The following is a 22854-nucleotide window of genomic DNA, read 5'->3' as shown; positions in this document are numbered from 1 at the left end:
ACTGACGGGCCTGTCTTCGTGTGCTTTGAGTGGCACGCACTTTCTGCAACAGCAACATCAGAGCGCAGGAAGACAGGCTCCAGATAAACCAACGTATTAGATACAGATAAGGAAAAGCACCATGTCAGAACGTGTAAATAATGACGTGGATCCGATCGAAACTCGCGACTGGCTACAAGCGATCGAATCGGTCATCCGTGAAGAGGGTGTTGAGCGTGCACAGTTCCTGCTTGATCAGGTTCTGAATGAAGCACGTAAGGGCGGCGTAAGCGTCGCAGCTGGCGCTGCCAGCCGTAACTATGTCAACACCATCGCTGTTGAAGACGAACCTGAGTATCCGGGTAACCTGGAGCTGGAACGCAACATTCGTACTGCTATCCGCTGGAACGCGATCATGACCGTTCTGCGTGCCTCTAAAAAAGACCTGGATCTCGGCGGCCACATGTCCTCCTTCCAGTCTTCAGCAGCTATTTACGAAGTGTGCTTCAACCATTTCTTCCGTGCTCGCAATGAGAATGATGGCGGCGACTTGGTGTACTTCCAAGGCCACATCTCTCCAGGCGTGTACGCGCGTGCTTTCCTTGAAGGCCGCCTGACCGAAGACCAGATGAACAATTTCCGTCAGGAAGTTCACGGTAAAGGTCTTTCTTCTTATCCGCACCCTAAACTGATGCCTGAATTCTGGCAGTTCCCGACCGTTTCTATGGGTCTGGGTCCAATCGGTGCTATCTATCAGGCTAAGTTCCTGAAATATCTTGAACACCGTGGTCTGAAAGACACCTCCGCGCAGCGCGTTTACGCGTTCCTCGGCGACGGTGAGATGGATGAGCCAGAATCTAAAGGTGCGATAACTATCGCGACCCGTGAGAAGCTGGACAACCTGTGCTTCATCATTAACTGTAACCTGCAGCGCCTTGATGGCCCGGTTACTGGTAATGGCAAAATCATCAACGAACTGGAAGGCATCTTCGCGGGCGCTGGCTGGAACGTGATCAAAGTGATTTGGGGCAACCGTTGGGATGCGCTGTTACGTAAAGACACCTCCGGTAAACTGATCCAACTGATGAACGAAACCGTTGACGGCGACTACCAGACCTTCAAGTCTCGTGACGGCAAATACGTTCGTGAGCACTTCTTCGGTCGTTATCCAGAAACTGCTGAGTTGGTTAAAGATATGACCGACGACGAGATCTGGGCACTTAACCGTGGTGGTCATGATCCGAAGAAAGTCTTTGCTGCACTGAACAAAGCGCAGAACACCAAAGGCCAGCCAACTGTGATCCTTGCTCACACCATCAAAGGTTACGGCATGGGTGAATCAGCAGAAGGCAAAAACATCGCTCACCAGGTTAAGAAAATGAACATGGACGGTGTGCGTTATATCCGCGACCGTTTCAGCGTGCCAGTGACCGATGAAAACCTGGAAAAACTGCCATACATTCAGCTGGAAAAAGACTCTGCAGAGTACAAGTACCTGCATGAACGTCGTCAGGCGCTGAAAGGCTACCTGCCAACGCGTCTGCCTAACTTCACTCAGAAGCTTGAACTGCCGAAACTGGAAGACTTCTCTCAGCTGCTGGAAGAGCAGAAGAAAGAGATCTCTACCACTATCGCTTTCGTGCGTGCTCTGAACGTGATGCTGAAAAACGACTCTATCAAAGACCGTCTGGTACCGATCATCGCCGATGAAGCGCGTACTTTCGGTATGGAAGGTCTGTTCCGTCAGATTGGTATTTACAGCCCGAACGGTCAGCAATACACCCCGCAAGACCGTGAGCAGGTTGCTTACTATAAAGAAGACGAGAAAGGTCAGATCCTGCAGGAAGGTATCAACGAACTGGGCGCCGCATCTTCATGGCTGGCCGCAGCGACTTCTTACAGCACCAACGATCTGCCAATGATCCCGTTCTACATCTACTACTCCATGTTCGGTTTCCAACGTATCGGCGACCTGTGCTGGGCAGCGGGTGACCAACAGGCTCGTGGCTTCTTGGTCGGTGGTACTTCTGGTCGTACAACGCTTAACGGCGAAGGCTTGCAGCACGAAGATGGTCACAGCCACATTCAGTCTCTGACTATCCCTAACTGTATTTCTTACGACCCAGCTTACGCTTACGAAGTTGCAGTCATCATGCATGACGGCCTGACTCGTATGTACGGCGAAGCGCAAGAGAACATTTATTACTACATCACTACGCTGAACGAAAACTACCACATGCCAGCCATGCCAGAAGGCGCGGAAGAAGGCATCCGTAAAGGTATCTACAAGTTAGAAACCGTGGAAGGTAGCAAAGGCAAAGTGCAGCTGATGAGCTCCGGTTCTATCCTGCGTCACGTACGTGAAGCAGCGCAGATCCTGGCGAAAGACTACGGCGTAGGTTCTGACGTTTATAGCGTGACTTCCTTCACCGAGCTGGCTCGTGATGGTCAAGACTGTGAACGCTGGAACATGCTGCACCCAACTGAGGCACCGCGTGTTCCTTATGTTGCACAGGTGATGAACGATGCACCGGTAGTGGCTTCTACTGACTACATGAAGCTGTTCGCCGAGCAGATCCGTAACTTCGTTCCTGCCAGCGATTTCCGCGTACTGGGCACCGACGGCTTCGGTCGTTCTGACAGCCGCGAAAACCTGCGTCACCACTTCGAAATTGATGCTTCCTACGTTGTGGTTGCTGCGCTGGGCGAACTGGCCAAACGTGGCGAGATCGATGTGAAGGTTGTGGCTGAGGCCATTACCAAGTTCGGCATCGATGCTGACAAAGTTAACCCGCGTCTGGCATAAGAGGTAAAGACAGATGGCTATTGAAATTAACGTACCTGATATCGGTGCAGATGCAGTTGAAGTCACCGAAATTATGGTGAAGGTCGGCGATAAAGTTGAAGCTGAACAGTCGCTGATCACTGTTGAAGGCGACAAGGCTTCAATGGAAGTTCCTTCACCACAAGCGGGTGTTGTGAAAGAGATTAAAGTGGCAGTGGGCGACTCGGTTGAAACCGGCAAACTGATCATGATCTTCGATTCCGCTGAAGGTGCTGCTGATGCAGCACCTGCTAAAGCCGAAGAGAAAGCAGCACCGAAAGCAGAAGAGAAACCTGCTGCTGCGGCTTCAAGCGAAAGCAAAGAAGTCAGCGTACCGGACATCGGTGGTGACGAAGTTGAAGTTACCGAGATCATGGTTAAAGTTGGCGACAAAGTTGAAGCAGAACAGTCCCTGATCACTGTTGAAGGCGACAAAGCCTCAATGGAAGTTCCGGCTCCGTTCGCGGGTACCGTGAAAGAGATCAAAATCGCTGCGGGCGACAAAGTCAGCACCGGCTCTCTGATCATGGTGTTCGAGGTTGCAGGTTCTGGTTCAGCGGCTCCGGCTAAAGAAGAAGCTAAATCTGAAGCCGCACCGGCAGCCCCAGCGGCGTCGGGCAGCAAAGAAGTCAACGTACCGGATATCGGCGGCGACGAAGTAGAAGTCACTGAAATCATGGTTAAAGTGGGCGACAAAGTCACCGCTGAGCAGTCTCTGATCACCGTTGAAGGCGACAAAGCTTCAATGGAAGTTCCGGCTCCGTTCGCGGGTACCGTGAAAGAGATCAAAATCGCTGCGGGCGACAAAGTTAGCACCGGCTCCCTGATCATGGTCTTCGAAGTAGAAGGCGCTGCTCCAGCTCCTGCTGCTAAGAAAGAAGAAGCGGCTGCACCGGCTAAGCAAGAACAAAAAGCCGCTGCACCTGCTGCTAAAGCAGAAAGCAAAGGCGAGTTCGCTGAGAACGATGCCTACGTTCACGCGACTCCGGTTATTCGTCGCCTGGCGCGCGAATTCGGTGTGAACCTGGCGAAAGTGAAGGGCACGGGTCGTAAAGGCCGTATCCTGCGCGAAGACGTGCAGACTTACGTGAAAGAAGCCGTGAAACGCGCTGAAGCTGCACCTGCTGCAGCAACTGGCGGCGGTCTGCCAGGCATGCTGCCATGGCCGAAAGTCGACTTCAGCAAGTTTGGTGAAATCGAAGAAGTTGAATTGGGTCGTATCCAGAAAATCTCTGGTGCTAACCTGAGCCGTAACTGGGTGATGATCCCGCACGTTACGCACTTCGACAAAACCGATATCACCGAACTGGAAGCTTTCCGTAAACAGCAGAATGACGAAGCGGCTAAACGCAAACTGGATGTGAAATTCACCCCAGTCGTCTTCATCATGAAAGCCGTTGCAGCTGCTCTTGAGCAAATGCCTCGCTTCAACAGTTCTCTGTCCGAAGATGGTCAGAAGCTGACGCTGAAAAAATACATCAATATCGGTGTTGCGGTTGATACGCCTAACGGCCTGGTTGTTCCAGTCTTTAAAGACGTGAACAAGAAAGGTATCGCTGAGCTGTCCCGCGAACTGATGGCTATCTCCAAGAAAGCGCGTGACGGTAAGCTGACTGCTGGCGAAATGCAGGGCGGTTGCTTCACTATCTCTAGCCTTGGTGGTATCGGGACGACCCACTTCGCGCCAATCGTCAATGCGCCAGAAGTGGCGATCCTCGGTGTCTCCAAGTCCGCAATGGAGCCAGTCTGGAACGGTAAAGAGTTCACACCGCGCCTGATGATGCCAATGTCGCTCTCCTTCGACCACCGTGTTATCGACGGTGCGGATGGTGCGCGCTTCATTACCATCATTAACAACGTGTTGTCTGACATTCGCCGCTTGGTGATGTAAGCCAAAAAAGCCGGCCAAACGGCCGGCTTTTTTCTGCTAATCTCGCCATGCTGTTGGGGATTATCAGTAGCAAAGCACAAATCGTATGCCGTTTGTTGTTTCAAATTTGTTAACAATTTTGTAAACTGCGGGCGATAGAACGACCCGGTGGACGATGGGCGTTACGACATAAATAAAGACGTCTGACCCGCCGGACAAACAATTAAGAGGTCATGATGAGTACTGAAATTAAAACTCAGGTCGTGGTACTTGGGGCGGGCCCTGCGGGCTATTCTGCTGCTTTCCGTTGCGCTGATTTAGGTCTTGAGACAGTTCTGGTTGAACGTTATTCCACCCTCGGTGGCGTGTGTCTGAACGTTGGCTGTATCCCTTCCAAAGCCCTGTTGCACGTGGCGAAAGTCATCTCCGAAGCTAAAGCTTTGGAAGAGCACGGCATTATTTTCGGCGAGCCGAAAACCGACATCGACAAAGTGCGTGTCTGGAAAGAAAAAGTCATCAACCAGCTGACCGGTGGTCTGGCAGGTATGGCGAAAGGCCGTAAAGTCAAAGTCGTGAACGGCTTGGGCAAATTTACTGGCGCGAACACTCTGGTTGTTGAAGGCGAAAACGGTGCTACCACCATCAACTTCGACAATGCGATCATTGCGGCGGGTTCCCGTCCAATCAAACTGCCATTTATTCCACATGATGACCCACGCGTTTGGGACTCAACGGATGCGCTTGAGCTGAAAACCGTCCCAGAGCGTCTGCTGGTCATGGGCGGTGGTATCATCGGTCTGGAAATGGGTACCGTTTACCACGCGCTGGGTTCAAAAATCGACGTAGTGGAAATGTTCGATCAGGTTATCCCTGCGGCTGACAAAGACGTTGTTAAAGTCTTTACCAAGAAAATCAGCAAGCAATTCAACCTGATGCTGGAAACCAAAGTTACCGCTGTTGAAGCCAAAGAAGACGGCATCTACGTAACAATGGAAGGCAAGAAAGCCCCTGCAGAACCACAGCGTTATGACGCAGTGCTGGTGGCAATCGGCCGCGTGCCAAACGGCAAATCGCTGGAAGCTGGCGCAGCAGGCATTGAAGTTGACGACCGCGGTTTCATCCACGTCGACAAACAAATGCGCACCAACGTGCCACACATCTTTGCTATCGGCGACATCGTCGGTCAGCCAATGCTGGCACACAAAGGCGTGCACGAAGGCCACGTGGCTGCCGAAGTTATCTCTGGCAAGAAACACTACTTCGATCCGAAAGTGATTCCATCCATCGCTTACACTGAGCCAGAAGTTGCTTGGGTCGGTCTGACTGAGAAAGAAGCGAAAGAGAAAGGCATCAGCTACGAAACCGCCACCTTCCCGTGGGCTGCTTCTGGCCGTGCTATCGCTTCCGACTGCGCAGACGGCATGACCAAACTGATCTTCGACAAAGAATCTCACCGCGTAATTGGTGGTGCTATTGTCGGTACTAACGGCGGCGAGCTGTTGGGCGAAATCGGTCTGGCGATTGAAATGGGTTGTGATGCAGAAGATATCGCGCTGACCATCCATGCTCACCCGACTCTGCACGAGTCCGTGGGTCTGGCAGCAGAAATCTACGAAGGCAGCATCACTGACCTGCCGAACCCTAAAGCGAAAAAGAAATAATTTAAGCTTTAGAGTTTGAACAAACGGCGCTGAAAGGCGCCGTTTTTTTATGTCCGCTATTTGCCAGAACCCGCCTTTAATCCCTTGTTAATCTAAGCCTATTATGCTGTTCTAATGCGCGGCGAGAGGGCGCGCAGTCGATCCGTCTGCGCTCAACGATTCAGCAAAGATTTAATGTTGCTTTTATGTGAACGAATTAACAAGCGAGATAAATCCTGCTATGCTGCCTCGGCGCAAAGGGCCACTGTGCTTAGGTTCAAGGACTTGTTATGACGACAAAGAAATCAACATACCCGCAGTGTCCCGATTCATCAGAAAGATTGAAAAACCCTGCCCCTACAGGCATGACGCCGTTCTGATGATGGAAGCCAGGCATAATAAATGACAATGAGAGCGAGGAGAAAGTCGTGCTAGAAGAATACCGTAAGCACGTAGCCGAGCGTGCTGCAGAGGGCATCGTCCCTAAGCCACTTGATGCTTCACAGATGGCAGCGTTGGTTGAGTCACTGAAAAATCCGCCGAAAGGCGAAGAAGACACTCTGTTAGACCTGCTGATTAATCGTGTACCGCCAGGCGTTGATGAAGCCGCCTATGTTAAAGCCGGATTCCTGGCTGCCGTCGCCAAAGGCGAAACAACCTCCCCGTTGGTTACCCCTGAAAAAGCCATTGAACTGCTGGGCACCATGCAGGGCGGCTACAACATTCACCCGCTGATCGACGCACTGGAAGATGCCAAACTGGCACCTATCGCGGCTAAAGCGCTGTCCCATACTCTGCTGATGTTCGACAACTTCTACGATGTGGAAGAGAAAGCGCAGGCAGGCAATGAGCACGCGAAAAAGATTCTTCAGTCCTGGGCTGATGCGGAATGGTACCTGTCTCGTCCAAAGCTGGCCGAGAAAATCACCGTTACCGTTTTCAAAGTCACGGGCGAAACCAATACCGACGATTTGTCGCCTGCTCCGGATGCCTGGTCCCGTCCAGATATCCCTCTGCACGCGCTGGCTATGCTGAAAAACGAACGCGAAGGCATCGTGCCTGACGCGCCGGGCAGCGTAGGTCCAATTAAACAGATCGAAGAACTGAACAAAAAAGGCTTCCCGCTGGCTTACGTGGGTGACGTAGTCGGTACCGGCTCTTCCCGTAAATCTGCAACCAACTCCGTGTTGTGGTTCATGGGCGACGACATCCCATTCGTGCCGAACAAGCGCGGCGGCGGTGTGGTGCTGGGCGGCAAAATCGCACCTATCTTCTTCAACACTATGGAAGATGCGGGCGCGCTGCCAATCGAAGTGGACGTTTCTGACCTGAACATGGGCGATGTTATCGACATCTTCCCGTACCTCGGCGAAGTGCGTAACCACGACACTGGCGAAGTGATTGCTAAGTTTGAGCTGAAAACTGACGTCTTGCTGGACGAAGTTCGCGCCGGTGGCCGTATTCCATTGATCATCGGCCGTGGCTTAACCACCAAAGCCCGTGAGTCTCTGAAACTGCCAACTAGCGACGTGTTCCGTATCGCTAAGCCAGTTGCTAAGAGCGACAAAGGCTTCTCACTGGCACAAAAAATGGTTGGCCGCGCCTGTGGCGTTGCCGGGATTCGTCCTGGTGAATACTGCGAACCTAAGATGACCTCCGTAGGCTCTCAGGACACCACAGGTCCAATGACCCGTGATGAGTTGAAAGACCTGGCCTGCTTGGGCTTCTCGGCTGATTTAGTGATGCAGTCTTTCTGTCATACCGCCGCTTATCCTAAGCCGGTTGACGTGACGACTCACCACACTCTGCCAGACTTCATCATGAACCGTGGCGGTGTTTCACTGCGCCCGGGTGACGGTATCATCCACTCATGGCTGAACCGCATGCTGTTGCCAGACACCGTCGGCACCGGCGGCGACTCACACACTCGCTTCCCAATCGGCATCTCCTTCCCGGCTGGTTCCGGGCTGGTGGCCTTTGCGGCAGCAACCGGCGTGATGCCCCTTGATATGCCAGAATCCGTTCTGGTGCGTTTCAAAGGTAAGATGCAACCGGGTATCACCCTGCGTGATCTGGTTCATGCGATCCCTTACTACGCAATTCAAGAAGGTCACCTGACCGTTGAGAAGAAAGGTAAGAAGAACCTGTTCTCCGGCCGTATTCTGGAAATCGAAGGTCTGCCAGAGCTGAAAGTCGAACAAGCCTTTGAACTGGCGGATGCGTCCGCAGAGCGTTCGGCGGCGGGTTGTACGATCAAACTGGATCAGGCGCCGATCAAAGAGTACCTCAGCTCCAACATCGTGCTGTTAAAGTGGATGATCTCTGAAGGTTACGGCGATCGTCGTACCATCGAGCGCCGCATCAAAGGCATGGAAGAGTGGCTGGCGAATCCAAACCTGCTCGAAGCCGATGCTGACGCGGAATACGCGGCAGTGATTGAAATCGATCTGGCTGAGATCAAAGAGCCAATCCTTTGTGCGCCAAACGACCCGGACGACGCTCGTCTGCTTTCTTCTGTGCAGAACAGCAAAATTGATGAAGTGTTCATCGGTTCTTGCATGACCAACATCGGTCACTTCCGCGCAGCAGGTAAACTTCTCGACAGCCATAAAGGCGCGTTGCCGACTCGTCTGTGGGTTGCTCCACCGACCAAAATGGATGCGGCTCAGTTGACAGAAGAGGGCTATTACAGCGTCTTCGGTAAGAGCGGTGCGCGTGTTGAAATCCCAGGCTGTTCACTGTGCATGGGTAACCAGGCACGCGTGGCCGACGGCTCGACCGTGGTTTCAACCTCTACCCGTAACTTCCCGAACCGTCTAGGCAATGGCGCAAACGTCTATCTGGCCTCGGCAGAGCTGGCCGCGGTGGCTTCCCTGCTGGGTCGCTTGCCAACGCCGGAAGAGTATCTGGGCTATATGGCCGAAGTGGACAAGACAGCGGTAGACACCTACCGTTATCTGAACTTCGACAAGCTGAGCGAATATACTGACAAAGCTGACGGCGTTATCTTCCAAACCGCAGTCTAAATCGTTATATTCTGACCATTGTTGAAAGGGGAGCCTCGGCTCCCCTTTTTGTTATGAATTTTCAGAGGACTCAACCATGGACTACGATTTTTTGCGTGATATCACCGGTGAGGTCAAAGTTCGTTTTTCAATGGGGCATGAGGTTCTGGGCCACTGGCTGAACGAAGAAGTCAAAGGCGACTTGAGCGTATTGGATAAAGTCGAAGCGGCCCTTGCCGAGTTGAAAGGCAGCGAGCGGCAGTGCCAGATTGAAGGCCACGAATACACGCTACTGCTGGCCGATGATGAAGTGATGATCCGCGCCAACCAGCTCGGTTTTGAAGGCGACGAAATGGAAGAGGGCATGAGCTATTATGATGAAGAGAGTCTGGCGTTTTGCGGCGTAGAGGACTTTCTGCAAGTCCTCGAGAAGTACCGTTCTTTCGTCACCACCTATCGGTAAGCCCTTACTTGCCGCGCGACGCGCTCCAGCATAGCAGCGACCCCGCCACCACCATGCCGACGCCCGGCCAGAAACTGGCTCCCGGCAGGGTATGTAGCCACAGCCCCGCGATGAAAATAGCCGATAACGGCGTGAAATAGGAGAGGGCCGCCACCAGCGTGGCATTACCTTTTCTCATCGCGATGTCCCAGCACTGATAGGAAATCGCGGTGATCGCGCCCATCACCAGTAACTCAGTGACGGCCGGCCAGGTCATTCTGATTCGGGTAGAAGAGTAGTTGAAGTAGAGCGCCCACAGCACCGCGCCGGTTGCCAGCAAGAACAGCGGCAACACCCCAGCCCCTTTACTAAATATCCGCACCAGATTGGAATAGAGCGCCCAAGACACTGCTGCGCCAAGCGCCAGCGCATAAGCCACCGGGTTGCTGCGCACATTGCGCATCAGCTGGTGGATATCCAAACCGTGCCCGCCGCTAATAGCCCATAGCACGCCAACAAAGGCTAACACCGCGCCCGGCCACATCCACCAACGCACCTTTAATTTCAGCAACGGCACGGCGAACAGCAGGGTCAGGCTGGGCCACAAGTAGTTAATCAGGCCAAGTTCTAAGGTTTGCTGGCGGCTATGTGCCAGACCAATCGCCAGCGAAAACGACACCATATAGAAAACGAACAGCAGGCCGCAAATAATCAGATAAGCCGCAGATTGCCCGCGCAGCGTCGGCCGGCCGCTGGCCATCCACACCATAATTCCACTCACGGTATAAATAGAGGCTGCCGCGCCAAATGGCCCAAGGGCTTCGGCCAGACTGCGGGTCAGAGCAACGCTCATGCTCCACAATACAATGGCAATAACACCAAACAGCGTCGCAAAACGATCCATGGATTCGGTCTGAGTCAGGGAAAGGGATACCCAAGATAAGCGATTGCCGCGGCTAAGCAAACCTGAAGAATCTCAATCCCCTTCATCAACAGCAATTCATGATGAAGGGGAGTGAAAGGCGGGGATCAGAAGTAGTAACCGACCTCTAAGCCCAGCGTCGAGGTGGTGGTGGCTGGCTGATAGTAGCCGACATTCTGACCGTCGAGCTGGCCCTGTTTATCGTCCGATTTACCGTATTTCTGGTGAATATAGGACGCCTTCACAAATAGGTCTTTGTTGATATTCCACGTCAGGCTGGTGAACGGTGACAGGCGCGATTTCGGCTCAAGCCAGACACCGCCCTGATTGCTGTGGGTCCAGGTCTTAATCGGATACAGCGCGCCGCCTTCCAAACTGAGGCGCGACTCGCTGGTCATCTGCCAGTTTGCGCCAAGAGAAGCTTTGGCATAAGGCTGGAGCGTGACTTCCAGCGCGCTAAATTGGCGGGTGCGATTCTCTGAGGCAATATAAACATCGTCGGAACGAATATTGCGCAGCCAGAATTGCCCGCCCAACGCCCCTTTGGCATCAAAAGAGACGCTGTCCGAGGCGCGATAACGGTAACCGCGCGTGATATCCGCGCTGTAGCCGGTATAGGTTGTTTTGCCTTTTAATGAGCCATCGGGCACGTCGGCTTTATCATCCAGCGTGCTGCCCTGATAATTAACGATGCCAAACATCAGGCTCATGTCCCAGGCTTTTAATAACCCACTTGGGGCATCGAGATAGTTATTGGCGCCAAAGTTTACTCGCAGGCGAGGACCATGTTCTGCAACGTATTTGCCGTCTTGGTTAGCGACGGTTTCATCCCATTTATAATATTCCGCCCCATAACTGACATAGTGGCGTGTTCCATCGGTATTGCTGCTGAACAAACTTTCCCCGGCCCGGGAAACCCCGGAAACCAATAAAGAGCTCGATACCAATAAGGTGGCAACGGTCTTTAATTTACAGATTGTCATTTTATTATTTCTTTGTGTCGGTGAAGGAGAGCGGTGATTTTAAAAACAGCGGGGGGATGCTAACGCAGGATAAGGTGGGTAAAACAGCCTCTATTCATTTTTGGTCAAAATGAGATCAATACAGAGGTATTAAGTTAAATTTAAAGACTTGATGGTTAACTATTTGAGTTAGTTAGTTTTTTATATTCTTTAAATTTGACTTAATACGTAGATCATTTTCTGATCAATTTGACTTAAGGTAATGAAAAAAACAGCTTTAGTGAATTTTTTAGGTAGAAGCGGGGATTTCTATAAGAATTAAATGTAGCTGAGCGTGGAGTTAAGTCAAATTAAAATGGCGGACATGTGATGCCCGCCATTTATTAACTTCTTATTAACCTCTGTTCGGCTGAAAAATCTTACAGCGAAGGGATATTGCGACCGTAATAAATTTCCTGCATCTCTTTATACAGCAGGTCGGTAATTTCTTTATGCTCTGCCGCGCTTAATTGGTCGGGCTTGGCATTGAAAAGATAATGTTTAAGGTCGAACTCTTTCAGCATCATTTTGGTGTGGAATATATTTTCCTGATACACGTTCACATCCATCATGTCATACAGCGCCTTCATATCCTTCGACATGAAGTTCTGAATCGAGTTGATCGAGTGGTCGATGTAATGTTTGACGCCATTAATGTCGCGAGTGAAGCCACGCACGCGATAATCAATGGTGACAATGTCAGATTCCAGCTGGTGAATAAGGTAGTTCAGCGCCTTGAGTGGCGAGATAACGCCACAGGTGGAGACTTCAATATCGGCGCGGAAAGTGCAAAGGCCGCCTTCAGGGTGGCTTTCTGGATAGGTATGCACGCAGATATGGCTTTTATCGAGATGCGCCACCACGGAGTTTGGCAGCGGGCCAGGGTGCTCGGTGGTATCCACGTCGCGTGGGTCCATTGGCTCTTCGCTCACTAAAATCGTGACGCTGGCGCCCTGTGGCTCATAGTCCTGCCGCGCGACGTTGAGGATATTGGCACCGATGATGGAGCAAGTTTCGGTGAGAATTTCCGTCAAACGGTTCGCGTTATATTCTTTGTCGATGTAGGCAATATAGCCGTCACGATCGTCAGCCGTTTTGGCATAACAGATATCGTAGATACAAAAACTCAGGCTTTTTGTCAGGTTATTGAAACCATGCAGTTTCAGTTTTTGCAATTTAGTTCACCCCCTCATGGATGCCGGATCAGCGCGAGGCTGACAGGGCATTCAGTAGATATTGCGGCAGGGCAAAGCTGCCATAATGGATTGCCGGATTGTAATAACGGCAGGCAATGTCTGCGGCGTCGAAGCGCGCTTGCAGCGTCTTAGCGTCGAGCTGGCGATGCTCCGGGCTGTTGGTGGCCCAGGCGAAAGTCATGATGCCACCGTAATAGGTCGGGATCGCCGCTTGGTAAAAACTGACGTCGCTAAAGTAGTGACTCAGCTTCTGGTGGCTATTAACGGCTTCATCCTGCTGTAAGAAGCAGACGCCGTTTTGCGCCACGAAAATGCCGCCCGGATTCAGACAGCGCTCGCAGCCTTGGTAAAACTCTGAGGTAAACAGGCTTTCTCCGGGACCAATAGGATCGGTGCAATCTGAGATGATCACATCAAAGGTTTCGCTGGTCTGATTGACGAACTTCACCCCGTCGTCGATCACCAAGTTAAAGCGCGGATCGTCATAGGCACCGGCATTGTGGTTCGGCAGATACTGACGGCAGAACTCCACCACGCCGGCATCAATTTCTACCATGGTGACAGACTCAACCTGCGTATGACGGCACACTTCGCGCAGCATTCCGCCGTCGCCGCCGCCGATAATCAGCACTTTCTTAGCCTTACCGTGAGCCAGAATCGGCACGTGGGCCATCATCTCGTGATAGATGAACTCATCCCGCTCGGTGGTTTGCACCACGCCGTCGAGCGCCATCACGCGGCCCAGCTCGGCGTTTTCGAAAATGATCAGATCCTGATGCTCGGTTTTATCGCGATACAGCTCTTTTTCGACGCGAAAATATTGGCCAAAGTTGGCGTGCAGCGTCTCAAACCACATTTCTTTTTCGGACAATTTCTGTGACGGATTCTGGGACATTGTGCAATCTTCTCCTGAGTATTCACAGCCTTGGAAAATGGGGGCAACATGATAGCCAACATCGCCATTGTATGCACGATTGAATATTACTCAGACGTTTTAGGAATATAAGTGTAGCTGAGGTGGGGAAATACGCTGGAAAGCGGCCCGGCCAGAGGCGAAAGTCAGTGGGAAGATGCTAAAGCCGGGCGAGAGAGGAAGTTAGTTAGAGTAGGCCAGCAGGCTCAGGGAGTCGCGTGCCAGCGCCTTGCACTTGGTCGGCTTGGCGACGGCAATCCCGCTCAGGTCGCGATAGCTATCTTCACCCATCGCCTGCATGTTGAAGCTGCTGTAATTGGTTAAATCCCAACGGTTTTGTTGAGCGAAAAACACAATCGCGCGCTTAATTTGCGCGTTAGGAAGCTGTTCGTAGCCGCAATTATTTTTCAAATACACGAAGACGGCGGTCAAATCTGCCAGATCTTCAGCCTCTGATTCGCTTAAAGCCTGGCTGGCGGAGGAGAATCCGAGCAGGGCGAGCAACATCAGGGTTAGCGTCGTTTTTTTCATGGAGTGGTTCTTTATAAAGAGAAAAAAGCAGGCTCAGATAGAATGAAACGACGTTAACATATTTGCCCTGAGTCACACTAAATTTCTTTTGTCGGCAATGCTGCTTGACCCTTCCCTTGGTGGAAGGTTTACCCTCTGTGTTATATCTGCCCGTTCTTTGCCAACCCCGACAGAGGCACGGAACATCGCCAAAAGGATCTGAACATGCATCGTCGTGACTTTATTAAATGGACAACACTGATGGGGGCGGCCACTACGCTGCCGGGCTGGAGCCGTCTGGCATTTGCTGCTGACAGGCCAGCATTGCCGATTCCCATGCTGCTCAAACCCAACGCCAAAGGCGTGATGGTGCTGAATTTACAGCGCGGGCAGAGCCAGTTTACGCCGGGCGTGAATACCGAAACCTGGGGCATTAATGGCAATATCCTCGGCCCCGCGCTGCGCGTCAAACGCGGCGAGCCGGTGACGGTCACGGTGAATAACCAACTGAATGTCGCCAGCACGGTACACTGGCACGGGCTGGAAATTCCCGGTCAGGTGGACGGCGGCCCGCAGGGCGTGATCGCGCCGGGTGCCAGCCGCACTGTGCAGTTCTCCCTCGACCAGCCTGCTTCTACCTGCTGGTTCCATCCGCATCCGCATCAGACCAGTGGCTATCAGGTGGCGATGGGGCTGGCCGGTTTGGTACTGATTGAAGATGACGAAAGCAACCAGCTGCAACTGCCGTCGCGCTGGGGCGTGGATGATATCCCGCTGATTCTTCAGGACAAGCGCCTGAACTACGCCGGGCAGATCGACTACCAGATGGATGTGATGACCGCCGCCGTGGGCTGGTTTGGTCAACACATGCTGACCAATGGCGTGGTCTTCCCGCAGCACGGCGTGTCGCGCGGCTGGCTACGTTTCCGCCTGCTCAACGGCTGTAATGCGCGCTCGCTCAATGTCTCGACCAGCGACGGTCGCCCACTCTACGTGATTGCCAGCGACGGCGGCTTCCTCGCCGAGCCGGTGAAACTCAGCGAGCTGCCGATGCTACCCGGCGAACGTTTCGAAGTGCTGGTCAACTGCCCGGATGCCAAAGCTTTCGACCTCGTCACCATGCCGGTCACTCAGATGGGCATGACCCTTGCGCCGTTCGATAAACCTCTGCCGGTGCTGCGCGTGCAGCCGACCCTGACGCAGGGCGAGCAGAACATACCGGATAAACTGATCACACTGCCGGAGCTGGTTTCCGTCGATGGCCTGCCAACCCGCTGGTTGCAGCTCTCCATGGATCCGCGCCTTGACCAGCAGGGCATGGCGGCGCTGATGGCGCGCTATGGGCATCAGTCCATGGCGGGCATGAGCATGGACCACGGCTCAGGCGACGGCGGCCACGATATGGCGGGCATGAATATGCAGGGCATGTCCCATGACGACCACGGCAACATGGCAGGCATGGACATGAGTAAGAAGGATGACGGCAAGTTCGACCTGATGACCGGCAACCGAATCAATGGCAAAGCTTATGACATGAACAGCCCGGCCTTCGATGTCAAACAGGGCCAGTACGAGAAATGGACCATTTCCGGTGAAGGCGACATGATGCTGCACCCGTTCCACATTCACGGCACCCAGTTCCGCATTCTGTCTGAGAATGGTAAGCCAGTGGCGGCGCACCGCGCGGGCTGGAAAGACATTGTGAGAGTGGAGGGCGGGCGCAGCGAGGTGCTGGTGCGTTTCAACTATCTGGCGAGCAAAGAGCAGTCTTACATGGCTCACTGCCACCTGTTGGAACACGAAGACACCGGCATGATGCTTGGATTTACGGTTTCCAGTTAAGGCCTCTGTTTGTTGAGTCGATATGTCGATCACTGACATTCGGCTCAGCAGACTGTATGGTAACGCGGCTGAAAACCATGATATTCACATCATTCTGAGGGGAGAATAAGATGAAAAAGTCGCTGCTGGGTTTTGCGCGGGAAACGCTGGAAATCGAAATCGAAGAGGCGCAACGGCTGCTGACTCGGCTGGATGACAATTTCGTCGACGCCTGCCAGTTGCTGCTCAACTGCACAGGCAAAGCCGTGGTGTCGGGAATGGGTAAATCCGGGCACATCGGCAAGAAAATTGCCGCGTCCCTTGCCAGCACCGGCACGCCAGCCTTCTTCGTCCATCCGGCCGAGGCGCTGCACGGCGACTTAGGCATGATTGGCAGTAACGACGTGCTGATCTTCATCTCCTATTCCGGCCGCGCCAAAGAGCTGGATATGATCCTGCCTCTATTAGCCGAAAACCAAACCAAGCTGATTGCTATTACCGGCGGCAAAGATTCCCCGCTGGCGCAGGCCGCCGATGCCATTATTGACGTCGGCGTAGAGCGCGAAGCCTGCCCAATGGGGCTGGCCCCGACCTCCAGCGCGGTCAATACTTTGATGATGGGCGACGCGCTGGCGATGGCCTTAATGCGCCATCGCGGCTTCGGCGCAGAGGACTTTGCTCGCTCACATCCGGGCGGCAGCCTCGGCGCGCGCTTGCTCAATCGGGTTCACCATTTGATGCGCACCGGCGACCGACTGCCGGTTATCGACAGCCAGGAAAATGTCATGAATGCCATGCTGGAGCTGAGCCGAACCGGGCTGGGCCTGATTGCGGTCTGCGACAAACAGCGCCACGTGGTGGGGGTATTTACCGACGGCGACCTACGCCGCTGGCTGGTGAAAGGCCATACTCTCGACGAGCCGCTAATGAATGCCATCACACGTCCCGGCTTCCAACTGCCGGAACAGTGGCGCGCGGGCGAGGCGCTGGAAGCCCTGCACCAGCAGAACATCAGCGCCGCGCCGGTGGTGAATAGCGACGGCGTGCTGGTCGGGGCGATAAATCTGCATGATTTACATCAGGCGGGCATTGGTTGATCCGACGGCGTTACTCATTAACTGGTTATTTGTTATAATCCCCGCGCTTTAAGGTCGCCATCACGGTCAGTGGTGGCGATGACTCTTTCAAATTCCAGGTGGTTAGGCTTTATATGAAACACAGAGTAGACGTCATGATTTCCGAGCAGGAAGTCAAAACCCGAATTGCTGAGTTAGGCCGTGAAATCACCGAGCACTACCGTGATAGCGGCAGTGATATGGTGCTGGTCGGGCTGTTGCGCGGTTCATTCATGTTTATGGCTGACTTGTGTCGCACCATTGACGTTTCCCACGAAGTGGATTTCATGACCGCCTCCAGCTACGGCAACGGCATGTCCACCACCCGTGATGTCAAAATCCTCAAAGATCTGGATGAAGATATCCGTGGCAAAGACGTGCTGATCGTCGAAGACATCATCGACTCCGGCAACACCCTGAGCAAAGTCCGCGAACTGCTGCAACTGCGCGGCCCGAAATCGCTGGCAATCTGTACGCTGTTGGATAAACCACAGCGCCGCGAAGTGGACGTGAAAGTCGAATATGTAGGTTTCGCCATCCCCGACGAATTCGTGGTGGGTTACGGCATCGACTACGCCCAGCGCTATCGCCACCTGCCGTACGTCGGCAAAGTAGTGATGCTCGAAGAGTAAGTGGCTGGCTGCCCGCCTTAGTATTTCTAACGCGGGCAGTACACACAGAGCGACGCGCCGGAAAAAGGCACAAAAAAAGGCACATAATGTGCCTTTTGCTTTTTATTCTTTTGTACAGTTACTGCGGATTGCCGTGCAGCAGGGCGGAGACGCCTTGGCGGTAACGTTGTTCCAGCGTTTCGCGGCTGGTGGAGGTCACTTCGAGGTCGCGCAGACGCCCGTCTTGAATGCCGTAAACCCAGCCGTGTAGCGAGACTTTTTGTCCGCGCTTCCACGCGGTCTGCATCACCGTTGAGTGGCCGAGGTTGTAAATCTGTTCCACCACGTTCAGCTCGCACAGCTTGTTCAGACGCTGGTCTGGGGAGAGCTCGCCGAGCAGTGAACTGTGTTTGTACCAGATGTCGCGAATATGCAGCAGCCAGTTGTTGATAAGCCCCAACTCAGGATTCTCCACCGCCGCCTGAACACCGCCACAGCCGTAGTGCCCACAGATAATCACGTGCTCGACTTCCAGCACGTCGATGGCGTACTGCACCACGGACAGGCAGTTAAGGTCGGTATGGATAACCAGATTGGCGACGTTGCGGTGAACGAAGAGTTCACCCGGCTCAAGCCCGGTCAGTTGTTCGGCAGGCACGCGGCTGTCTGAGCAGCCAATCCATAGAAAGCGGGGTTTTTGCGATTCGGAAAGACGTTCGAAGAAGCCTGGATCTTCTTCCACCATGGTTTTTGACCAAAGGGCGTTATTATTTTTAAGTGTTTCAATGTCATTCATGGACGTTAATAGCCTGTAACCGATCAACTGCGATGGGTTAATATAGGGCAACACTCCGCTATTTCATATCGATTCAGCATCCCATTAAGCAACAAATCATAACGCCAGAATTTATAACAAGGTTCTCTACACAAGGTAAGCTCCACTTATGACATACGCATTGGAACTGGAGAAGTTAACCAAGACTTACGCCGGTGGCGTGCAGGCTCTACGCGGCATCGACCTCAAGGTAGAAGCAGGTGATTTCTACGCGCTGCTCGGGCCAAACGGTGCCGGTAAATCGACCACCATTGGCATCATCAGCTCGCTGGTGAATAAATCTGCCGGTAAGGTTCGAGTCTTTGGTTACGACATCGATAAGGATATCGTCAACGCCAAGCGCCAGCTCGGGCTGGTGCCGCAGGAGTTCAACTTCAACCCGTTTGAAACCGTCATGCAAGTGGTGGTCAATCAGGCCGGTTACTACGGCGTTCCGCGCCCGCTGGCTTTACAGCGCGCTGAAAAATACCTAACCCAGCTGGATCTGTGGGGCAAGCGCAACGAGCGTTCCCGCATGCTGTCGGGGGGGATGAAGCGCCGCCTGATGATTGCCCGCGCGCTGATGCACGAGCCGAAGCTGCTGATCCTCGATGAACCAACCGCCGGGGTGGATATCGAGCTGCGCCGTTCCATGTGGGGCTTCCTTAAAGAGCTTAACGCCCAGGGGACCACCATCATCCTGACCACCCACTATCTGGAAGAAGCGGAGATGCTGTGCCGTAATATCGGCATTATTCAGGGCGGCCAGCTGGTGGAAAACACCAGCATGAAAGAGCTGCTGTCGAAGCTGAAATCTGAAACCTTCATTCTCGACTTGGCACCGAAAAGTAATCTGCCGCAGCTCGAAGGCTATCGCCACAAGCTGACGGATACCTCGACGCTGGAAGTGGAAGTGATGCGCGAGCAGGGGCTGAACTCGCTGTTTAGCCAACTGAGCAATCAGGGCGTGCAGGTGTTGAGTATGCGTAACAAGGCTAACCGTTTGGAAGAGCTGTTTGTCACCTTGGTGAACGGCAGTGAGGAATCGAAATAATGTCGCAATTGTATTGGGTTGCACTCAAAAGTATCTGGCTAAAAGAGATTAACCGTTTCGGGCGTATCTGGATCCAGACGCTGGTTCCGCCAGTGATCACCATGACGCTGTACTTCATCATTTTCGGTAATTTGATCGGTTCGCAGATTGGCCAAATGCATGGTTTCACCTACATGCAGTTCATCGTGCCGGGCCTGATCATGATGGCGGTGATCACTAACTCCTACGCTAACGTGGCATCCTCTTTCTTTAGCGCCAAGTTCCAGCGCAATATTGAAGAGCTGCTGGTGGCCCCTGTGCCAACGCACGTGGTGATTGCCGGTTATGTCGGCGGCGGCGTGGCGCGTGGTATCTGCGTGGGGATTTTGGTCACCGCGATTTCACTGTTCTTCGTGCCGCTGGTGATCCACTCATGGTGGGTTATCGCGCTGACTCTGCTGCTGACGGCGATCCTGTTCTCCCTCGGCGGCCTGCTCAACGCAGTATTTGCCACCACCTTTGATGACATCAGCCTGATCCCAACCTTCGTGTTGACCCCGCTGACCTATCTGGGCGGCGTGTTCTACTCGCTGACGCTGCTGCCGCCAATCTGGCAGGCGGTTTCTAAGCTCAACCCAATTGTCTATATGATCAGCGGCTTCCGCTACGGCTTCTTGGGGATCACCGATGTTCCGTTGGTGTTCACCATGGGCGTGTTGGTGGCGTTTATTGCAGTGTTTTACTTGCTGGCTTGGTACTTGATTGAGCGTGGCCGCGGCTTGCGTAGCTAATCCACGTCATCCTTTGCGCTGTCTCGGCGTTGGCTGCATGGCAATTTAAAAATAAAAAAAACGGGGCCAGTCAGTGGCCCCGTTTTTTTATGCCTGAATCAAGGTTATGCCACTTGAACAGGTACCGCCTTGGCGGTGCGTTTCAGTTGGTTTTCACCTTCGAAATAGGCGACTTTCGGCTGGTGCTTGCGGGCTTCGGCGTCTGACATCTGCACGTAAGAACAGATGATCAGCAGGTCGCCGACGCAGGCGCAGCGCGCTGCCGCGCCGTTCACCGATATAATCCGTGAGCCGCGTTCAGCTGCGATAGCATAGGTCGAAAAACGCTGACCGTTATCAACGTTATAAATGTCGATGGCTTCGTATTCCAGAATCCCTGACGCGTCGAGGAAGTCTTGATCGATGGCGCAGGAGCCTTCGTAGTGCAAATCAGCCTGAGTCACGTGAACTCGATGCAGTTTGCCTTGGAGCATAGTACGTACCATGTAGGTGACCCTTCATTTACCTTTAACTTTCACACTGTTGCTTCATTGCGACAGCGGGAAGGCTTGGGATAACAAATTGATGAAATACAAAAAATCCGATACCCAGATCGACCACATCTTTGCCGATTTAGTACCCGTTGTCTACTGCGTCAAATCAACCTGCTGATTATCAATCAGTCGCGCTTTACCCAGCCACGCCGCCATCAGAATCACGGCCGACGTGCTATCCACATTCAGCTCTTGCAGGGTCTTGGCGTCGCGAATAAACAGCTCGTCAGGGGTGAAGCCGGCGTCGCGTAGCTGCTGCGCCGTCTCTTCCAGCATCTCTTCGACGTGGCGCTCGCCTTGGCTCAGGCGCTCGGCCAGCTGGTTCATGATTTTCGCCAGCTCAGGCGCGGTTTTGCGCTCGTCGTGAGTGAGATAACCGTTGCGCGAACTCAGTGCCAAACCGTCTTTGGCGCGCACGGTCGGCACACCGATAATCTCGATGTCATAACCCATGTCTTCCACCAGCGTGCGGATCAGCGCCAACTGCTGGAAGTCTTTTTGGCCGAAGCAGGCGACGTCAGGCTGCACCAGATTGAACAGCTTGCTGACGATGGTCGACACACCGCGAAAATGCCCCGGACGGCTCGCGCCCTCCAGAATGGTGGAGATAACCGGTACGTCGACCTGAGTCTGGGTGGCCAAGCCTTTCGGATAGATATCCGCCGGCGATGGCGCGAAAACCAAGTCCACGCCGCGTTTGTTCAGCTTCTCGCAGTCTTCCTGCAAGGTGCGCGGGTAGCGTTCTAAATCGTCAGGGCGCTCGAACTGCATCGGGTTAACAAAGATACTTACTACCACCACGTCGCCCCGGGCTTTGGCTTCTTCCACCAGAGTCATGTGACCTTCGTGCAGGTTGCCCATGGTGGGAACCAGTGCGATACGTTTGTTGTTCTGGCGGTAAAAACGAATTTCACGGCGCAGCAGCGGCACATTTTCAATAATCAGCACGTCGATAACCCTTCTTATTTAAAACTGTGTTCTTCGCCCGGATAGACACCCTGAGCAACTTGTTCAACATACAGGCGCACCGCGCCGCGAATGTCGCCAGCCTCGGTGAGGAAGTCTTTGGCGAACTTCGGCGTGTGGCCGCCGGTGATGCCAAAGGCGTCGTGCATCACCAGAATCTGGCCGTCGGTCACGTTGCCCGCGCCGATACCAATCACCGGAATGGCAAGCTCTTCGGTCACGCGCTTCGCCAGCTCGACCGGCACGCACTCCAGCACCATCAGCTGGGCTCCGGCTTCTTCGAGTGCCAGCGCATCTTTCACCAGCTGGTTAGCCGCCACTTCGTCACGGCCCTGCACTTTATAGCCGCCGAACACGTTGACCGACTGCGGCGTTAAGCCCAAATGACCACAAACCGGCACCGCACGCTCGGTGAGCATTTTCACCGTTTCACATAGCCAGCTTCCGCCTTCTAACTTCACCATATTGGCCCCGGCGCGCATCAGCACGGCCGCGCTGGTGAAGGTCTGCTCTGGGGTGGCATAGCTCATAAAAGGCAGGTCAGACAGCAGCAGCGCCTTGGGCGCACCGCGACGCACGCAGCGCGTGTGATAGGCAATCTCTTCGACAGTGACTGGCAGGGTAGAGTCATGGCCCTGCACCACCATGCCGAGGGAATCACCAATCAGCATCACGGGGATACCCTGCTCGGCGAACAGCTGCGCGAAGCTGGCATCGTAGGCGGTAATGGTCGCAAACTTGTGGTTCTCTTGCTTCCACTGGCGTAACTGGCTGAGGGTTGTAGCTTTCATGAGATCTTCCTATGAACAATTCATTCGGTGAATATCTTGCCGACATTCTACTGTATGACCGAATAAGCAGGTAGTGA

Annotated in this window: 19 protein-coding genes; 10 read left to right on the top strand and 9 right to left on the bottom strand. The window is 53.5% G+C overall.

What is annotated here, in order from left to right; genetic code table 11:
• Positions 1-121 precede the first annotated feature (121 nt).
• The 5 genes from aceE (at position 122) to yacL (ending at position 9781) form a co-directional block, all read left to right on the top strand.
• Complete coding sequence (aceE, locus tag ACT3RT_RS10395; protein WP_353501011.1) at positions 122-2785, top strand: pyruvate dehydrogenase (acetyl-transferring), homodimeric type; 2664 nt, start codon at positions 122-124, stop codon at positions 2783-2785.
• 13 nt (positions 2786-2798) lie between these two features.
• Positions 2799-4694: a pyruvate dehydrogenase complex dihydrolipoyllysine-residue acetyltransferase gene (aceF, locus tag ACT3RT_RS10390; protein ID WP_185688562.1), complete on the top strand. Its 1896-nt coding sequence runs from the start codon at positions 2799-2801 to the stop codon at positions 4692-4694.
• A gap of 215 nt (positions 4695-4909) precedes the next feature.
• Positions 4910-6334, top strand: a complete 1425-nt coding sequence (gene lpdA, locus ACT3RT_RS10385; protein ID WP_353503897.1) for a dihydrolipoyl dehydrogenase — start codon at positions 4910-4912, stop codon at positions 6332-6334.
• A gap of 407 nt (positions 6335-6741) precedes the next feature.
• A complete protein-coding gene (gene acnB, locus ACT3RT_RS10380) occupies positions 6742-9339 on the top strand; it encodes a bifunctional aconitate hydratase 2/2-methylisocitrate dehydratase (RefSeq protein ID WP_324254502.1) in 2598 nt (865 codons plus the stop codon).
• Between the two features lie 76 nt (positions 9340-9415).
• Complete coding sequence (gene yacL / locus ACT3RT_RS10375) at positions 9416-9781, top strand: protein YacL (protein ID WP_034787239.1); 366 nt, start codon at positions 9416-9418, stop codon at positions 9779-9781.
• Positions 9782-9785: 4 nt separating this feature from the next.
• Here the strand turns inward: yacL and yddG are convergent, their stop codons facing one another.
• The 5 genes from yddG to ACT3RT_RS10350 form a co-directional block, all read right to left on the bottom strand.
• Positions 9786-10664, bottom strand: a complete 879-nt coding sequence (gene yddG / locus ACT3RT_RS10370; RefSeq protein ID WP_496202947.1) for an aromatic amino acid DMT transporter YddG — start codon at positions 10662-10664, stop codon at positions 9786-9788.
• Between the two features lie 125 nt (positions 10665-10789).
• On the bottom strand, positions 10790-11578 hold the full coding sequence (locus ACT3RT_RS10365) for a hypothetical protein (RefSeq protein WP_496202946.1): 789 nt from the start codon (positions 11576-11578) through the stop codon (positions 10790-10792).
• A 485-nt stretch (positions 11579-12063) separates the two neighbouring features.
• Positions 12064-12858, bottom strand: coding sequence for an adenosylmethionine decarboxylase (gene speD / locus ACT3RT_RS10360; RefSeq protein ID WP_353501016.1), 795 nt, complete (start codon positions 12856-12858; stop codon positions 12064-12066).
• 28 nt (positions 12859-12886) lie between these two features.
• Complete coding sequence (gene speE / locus ACT3RT_RS10355) at positions 12887-13750, bottom strand: polyamine aminopropyltransferase (RefSeq protein ID WP_396131712.1); 864 nt, start codon at positions 13748-13750, stop codon at positions 12887-12889.
• Positions 13751-13975: 225 nt separating this feature from the next.
• Positions 13976-14323, bottom strand: coding sequence for a YacC family pilotin-like protein (locus ACT3RT_RS10350; protein WP_034787248.1), 348 nt, complete (start codon positions 14321-14323; stop codon positions 13976-13978).
• 204 nt (positions 14324-14527) lie between these two features.
• Between ACT3RT_RS10350 and cueO the strand changes: the two genes are divergently transcribed.
• From cueO to hpt, 3 genes are all read left to right on the top strand, one after another.
• Entirely contained in the window at positions 14528-16144 is a 1617-nt protein-coding gene (gene cueO, locus ACT3RT_RS10345) for a multicopper oxidase CueO (protein WP_496202945.1), read from the top strand.
• 110 nt (positions 16145-16254) lie between these two features.
• The gene (gutQ, locus tag ACT3RT_RS10340; RefSeq protein WP_353501018.1) at positions 16255-17220 is read left to right on the top strand and encodes an arabinose-5-phosphate isomerase GutQ; all 966 of its coding nucleotides are present in this window, start codon (positions 16255-16257) and stop codon (positions 17218-17220) included.
• Between the two features lie 113 nt (positions 17221-17333).
• Positions 17334-17870, top strand: coding sequence for a hypoxanthine phosphoribosyltransferase (gene hpt, locus ACT3RT_RS10335; protein WP_353501019.1), 537 nt, complete (start codon positions 17334-17336; stop codon positions 17868-17870).
• A gap of 118 nt (positions 17871-17988) precedes the next feature.
• Here hpt and can read toward each other — a convergent pair whose 3' ends face one another.
• Positions 17989-18645, bottom strand: a complete 657-nt coding sequence (gene can / locus ACT3RT_RS10330; RefSeq protein WP_034787270.1) for a carbonate dehydratase — start codon at positions 18643-18645, stop codon at positions 17989-17991.
• Positions 18646-18793: 148 nt separating this feature from the next.
• On the opposite strand from can, the gene ACT3RT_RS10325 reads away from it, so the two are divergent.
• A complete protein-coding gene (locus ACT3RT_RS10325) occupies positions 18794-19717 on the top strand; it encodes an ABC transporter ATP-binding protein (RefSeq protein ID WP_353501020.1) in 924 nt (307 codons plus the stop codon).
• Entirely contained in the window at positions 19717-20487 is a 771-nt protein-coding gene (locus tag ACT3RT_RS10320) for an ABC transporter permease (protein WP_353501021.1), read from the top strand. The genes ACT3RT_RS10325 and ACT3RT_RS10320 overlap by 1 nt, the downstream gene beginning before the upstream one ends.
• 104 nt (positions 20488-20591) lie before the next feature.
• Here the strand turns inward: ACT3RT_RS10320 and panD are convergent, their stop codons facing one another.
• From panD to panB, 3 genes are all read right to left on the bottom strand, one after another.
• Entirely contained in the window at positions 20592-20972 is a 381-nt protein-coding gene (gene panD, locus ACT3RT_RS10315) for an aspartate 1-decarboxylase (protein WP_353501022.1), read from the bottom strand.
• Between the two features lie 141 nt (positions 20973-21113).
• Entirely contained in the window at positions 21114-21968 is an 855-nt protein-coding gene (gene panC / locus ACT3RT_RS10310; RefSeq protein WP_396131644.1) for a pantoate--beta-alanine ligase, read from the bottom strand.
• A 14-nt stretch (positions 21969-21982) separates the two neighbouring features.
• Positions 21983-22777, bottom strand: a complete 795-nt coding sequence (gene panB / locus ACT3RT_RS10305) for a 3-methyl-2-oxobutanoate hydroxymethyltransferase (protein WP_485903104.1) — start codon at positions 22775-22777, stop codon at positions 21983-21985.
• Between the last annotated feature and the right edge of the window lie 77 nt (positions 22778-22854).

The organism is Ewingella sp. AOP9-I1-14 (genome assembly GCF_052375995.1).
GTDB lineage: Bacteria > Pseudomonadota > Gammaproteobacteria > Enterobacterales > Enterobacteriaceae > Ewingella > Ewingella allii.
This window is presented reverse-complemented; position numbering and strand designations above follow the sequence as displayed.

Coding starts and splice junctions, on each gene's coding strand:
- panB (WP_485903104.1), bottom strand. CDS start 22,777: ATGAAAGCTACAACCCTCAGCCAGTTACGCCAGTGGAAGCAAGAGAAC.
- can (WP_034787270.1), bottom strand. CDS start 18,645: ATGAATGACATTGAAACACTTAAAAATAATAACGCCCTTTGGTCAAAA.
- ACT3RT_RS10325 (WP_353501020.1), top strand. CDS start 18,794: ATGACATACGCATTGGAACTGGAGAAGTTAACCAAGACTTACGCCGGT.
- gutQ (WP_353501018.1), top strand. CDS start 16,255: ATGAAAAAGTCGCTGCTGGGTTTTGCGCGGGAAACGCTGGAAATCGAA.
- aceE (WP_353501011.1), top strand. CDS start 122: ATGTCAGAACGTGTAAATAATGACGTGGATCCGATCGAAACTCGCGAC.
- ACT3RT_RS10350 (WP_034787248.1), bottom strand. CDS start 14,323: ATGAAAAAAACGACGCTAACCCTGATGTTGCTCGCCCTGCTCGGATTC.
- panD (WP_353501022.1), bottom strand. CDS start 20,972: ATGGTACGTACTATGCTCCAAGGCAAACTGCATCGAGTTCACGTGACT.
- aceF (WP_185688562.1), top strand. CDS start 2,799: ATGGCTATTGAAATTAACGTACCTGATATCGGTGCAGATGCAGTTGAA.
- lpdA (WP_353503897.1), top strand. CDS start 4,910: ATGAGTACTGAAATTAAAACTCAGGTCGTGGTACTTGGGGCGGGCCCT.
- hpt (WP_353501019.1), top strand. CDS start 17,334: ATGAAACACAGAGTAGACGTCATGATTTCCGAGCAGGAAGTCAAAACC.
- yddG (WP_496202947.1), bottom strand. CDS start 10,664: ATGGATCGTTTTGCGACGCTGTTTGGTGTTATTGCCATTGTATTGTGG.
- ACT3RT_RS10320 (WP_353501021.1), top strand. CDS start 19,717: ATGTCGCAATTGTATTGGGTTGCACTCAAAAGTATCTGGCTAAAAGAG.
- yacL (WP_034787239.1), top strand. CDS start 9,416: ATGGACTACGATTTTTTGCGTGATATCACCGGTGAGGTCAAAGTTCGT.
- cueO (WP_496202945.1), top strand. CDS start 14,528: ATGCATCGTCGTGACTTTATTAAATGGACAACACTGATGGGGGCGGCC.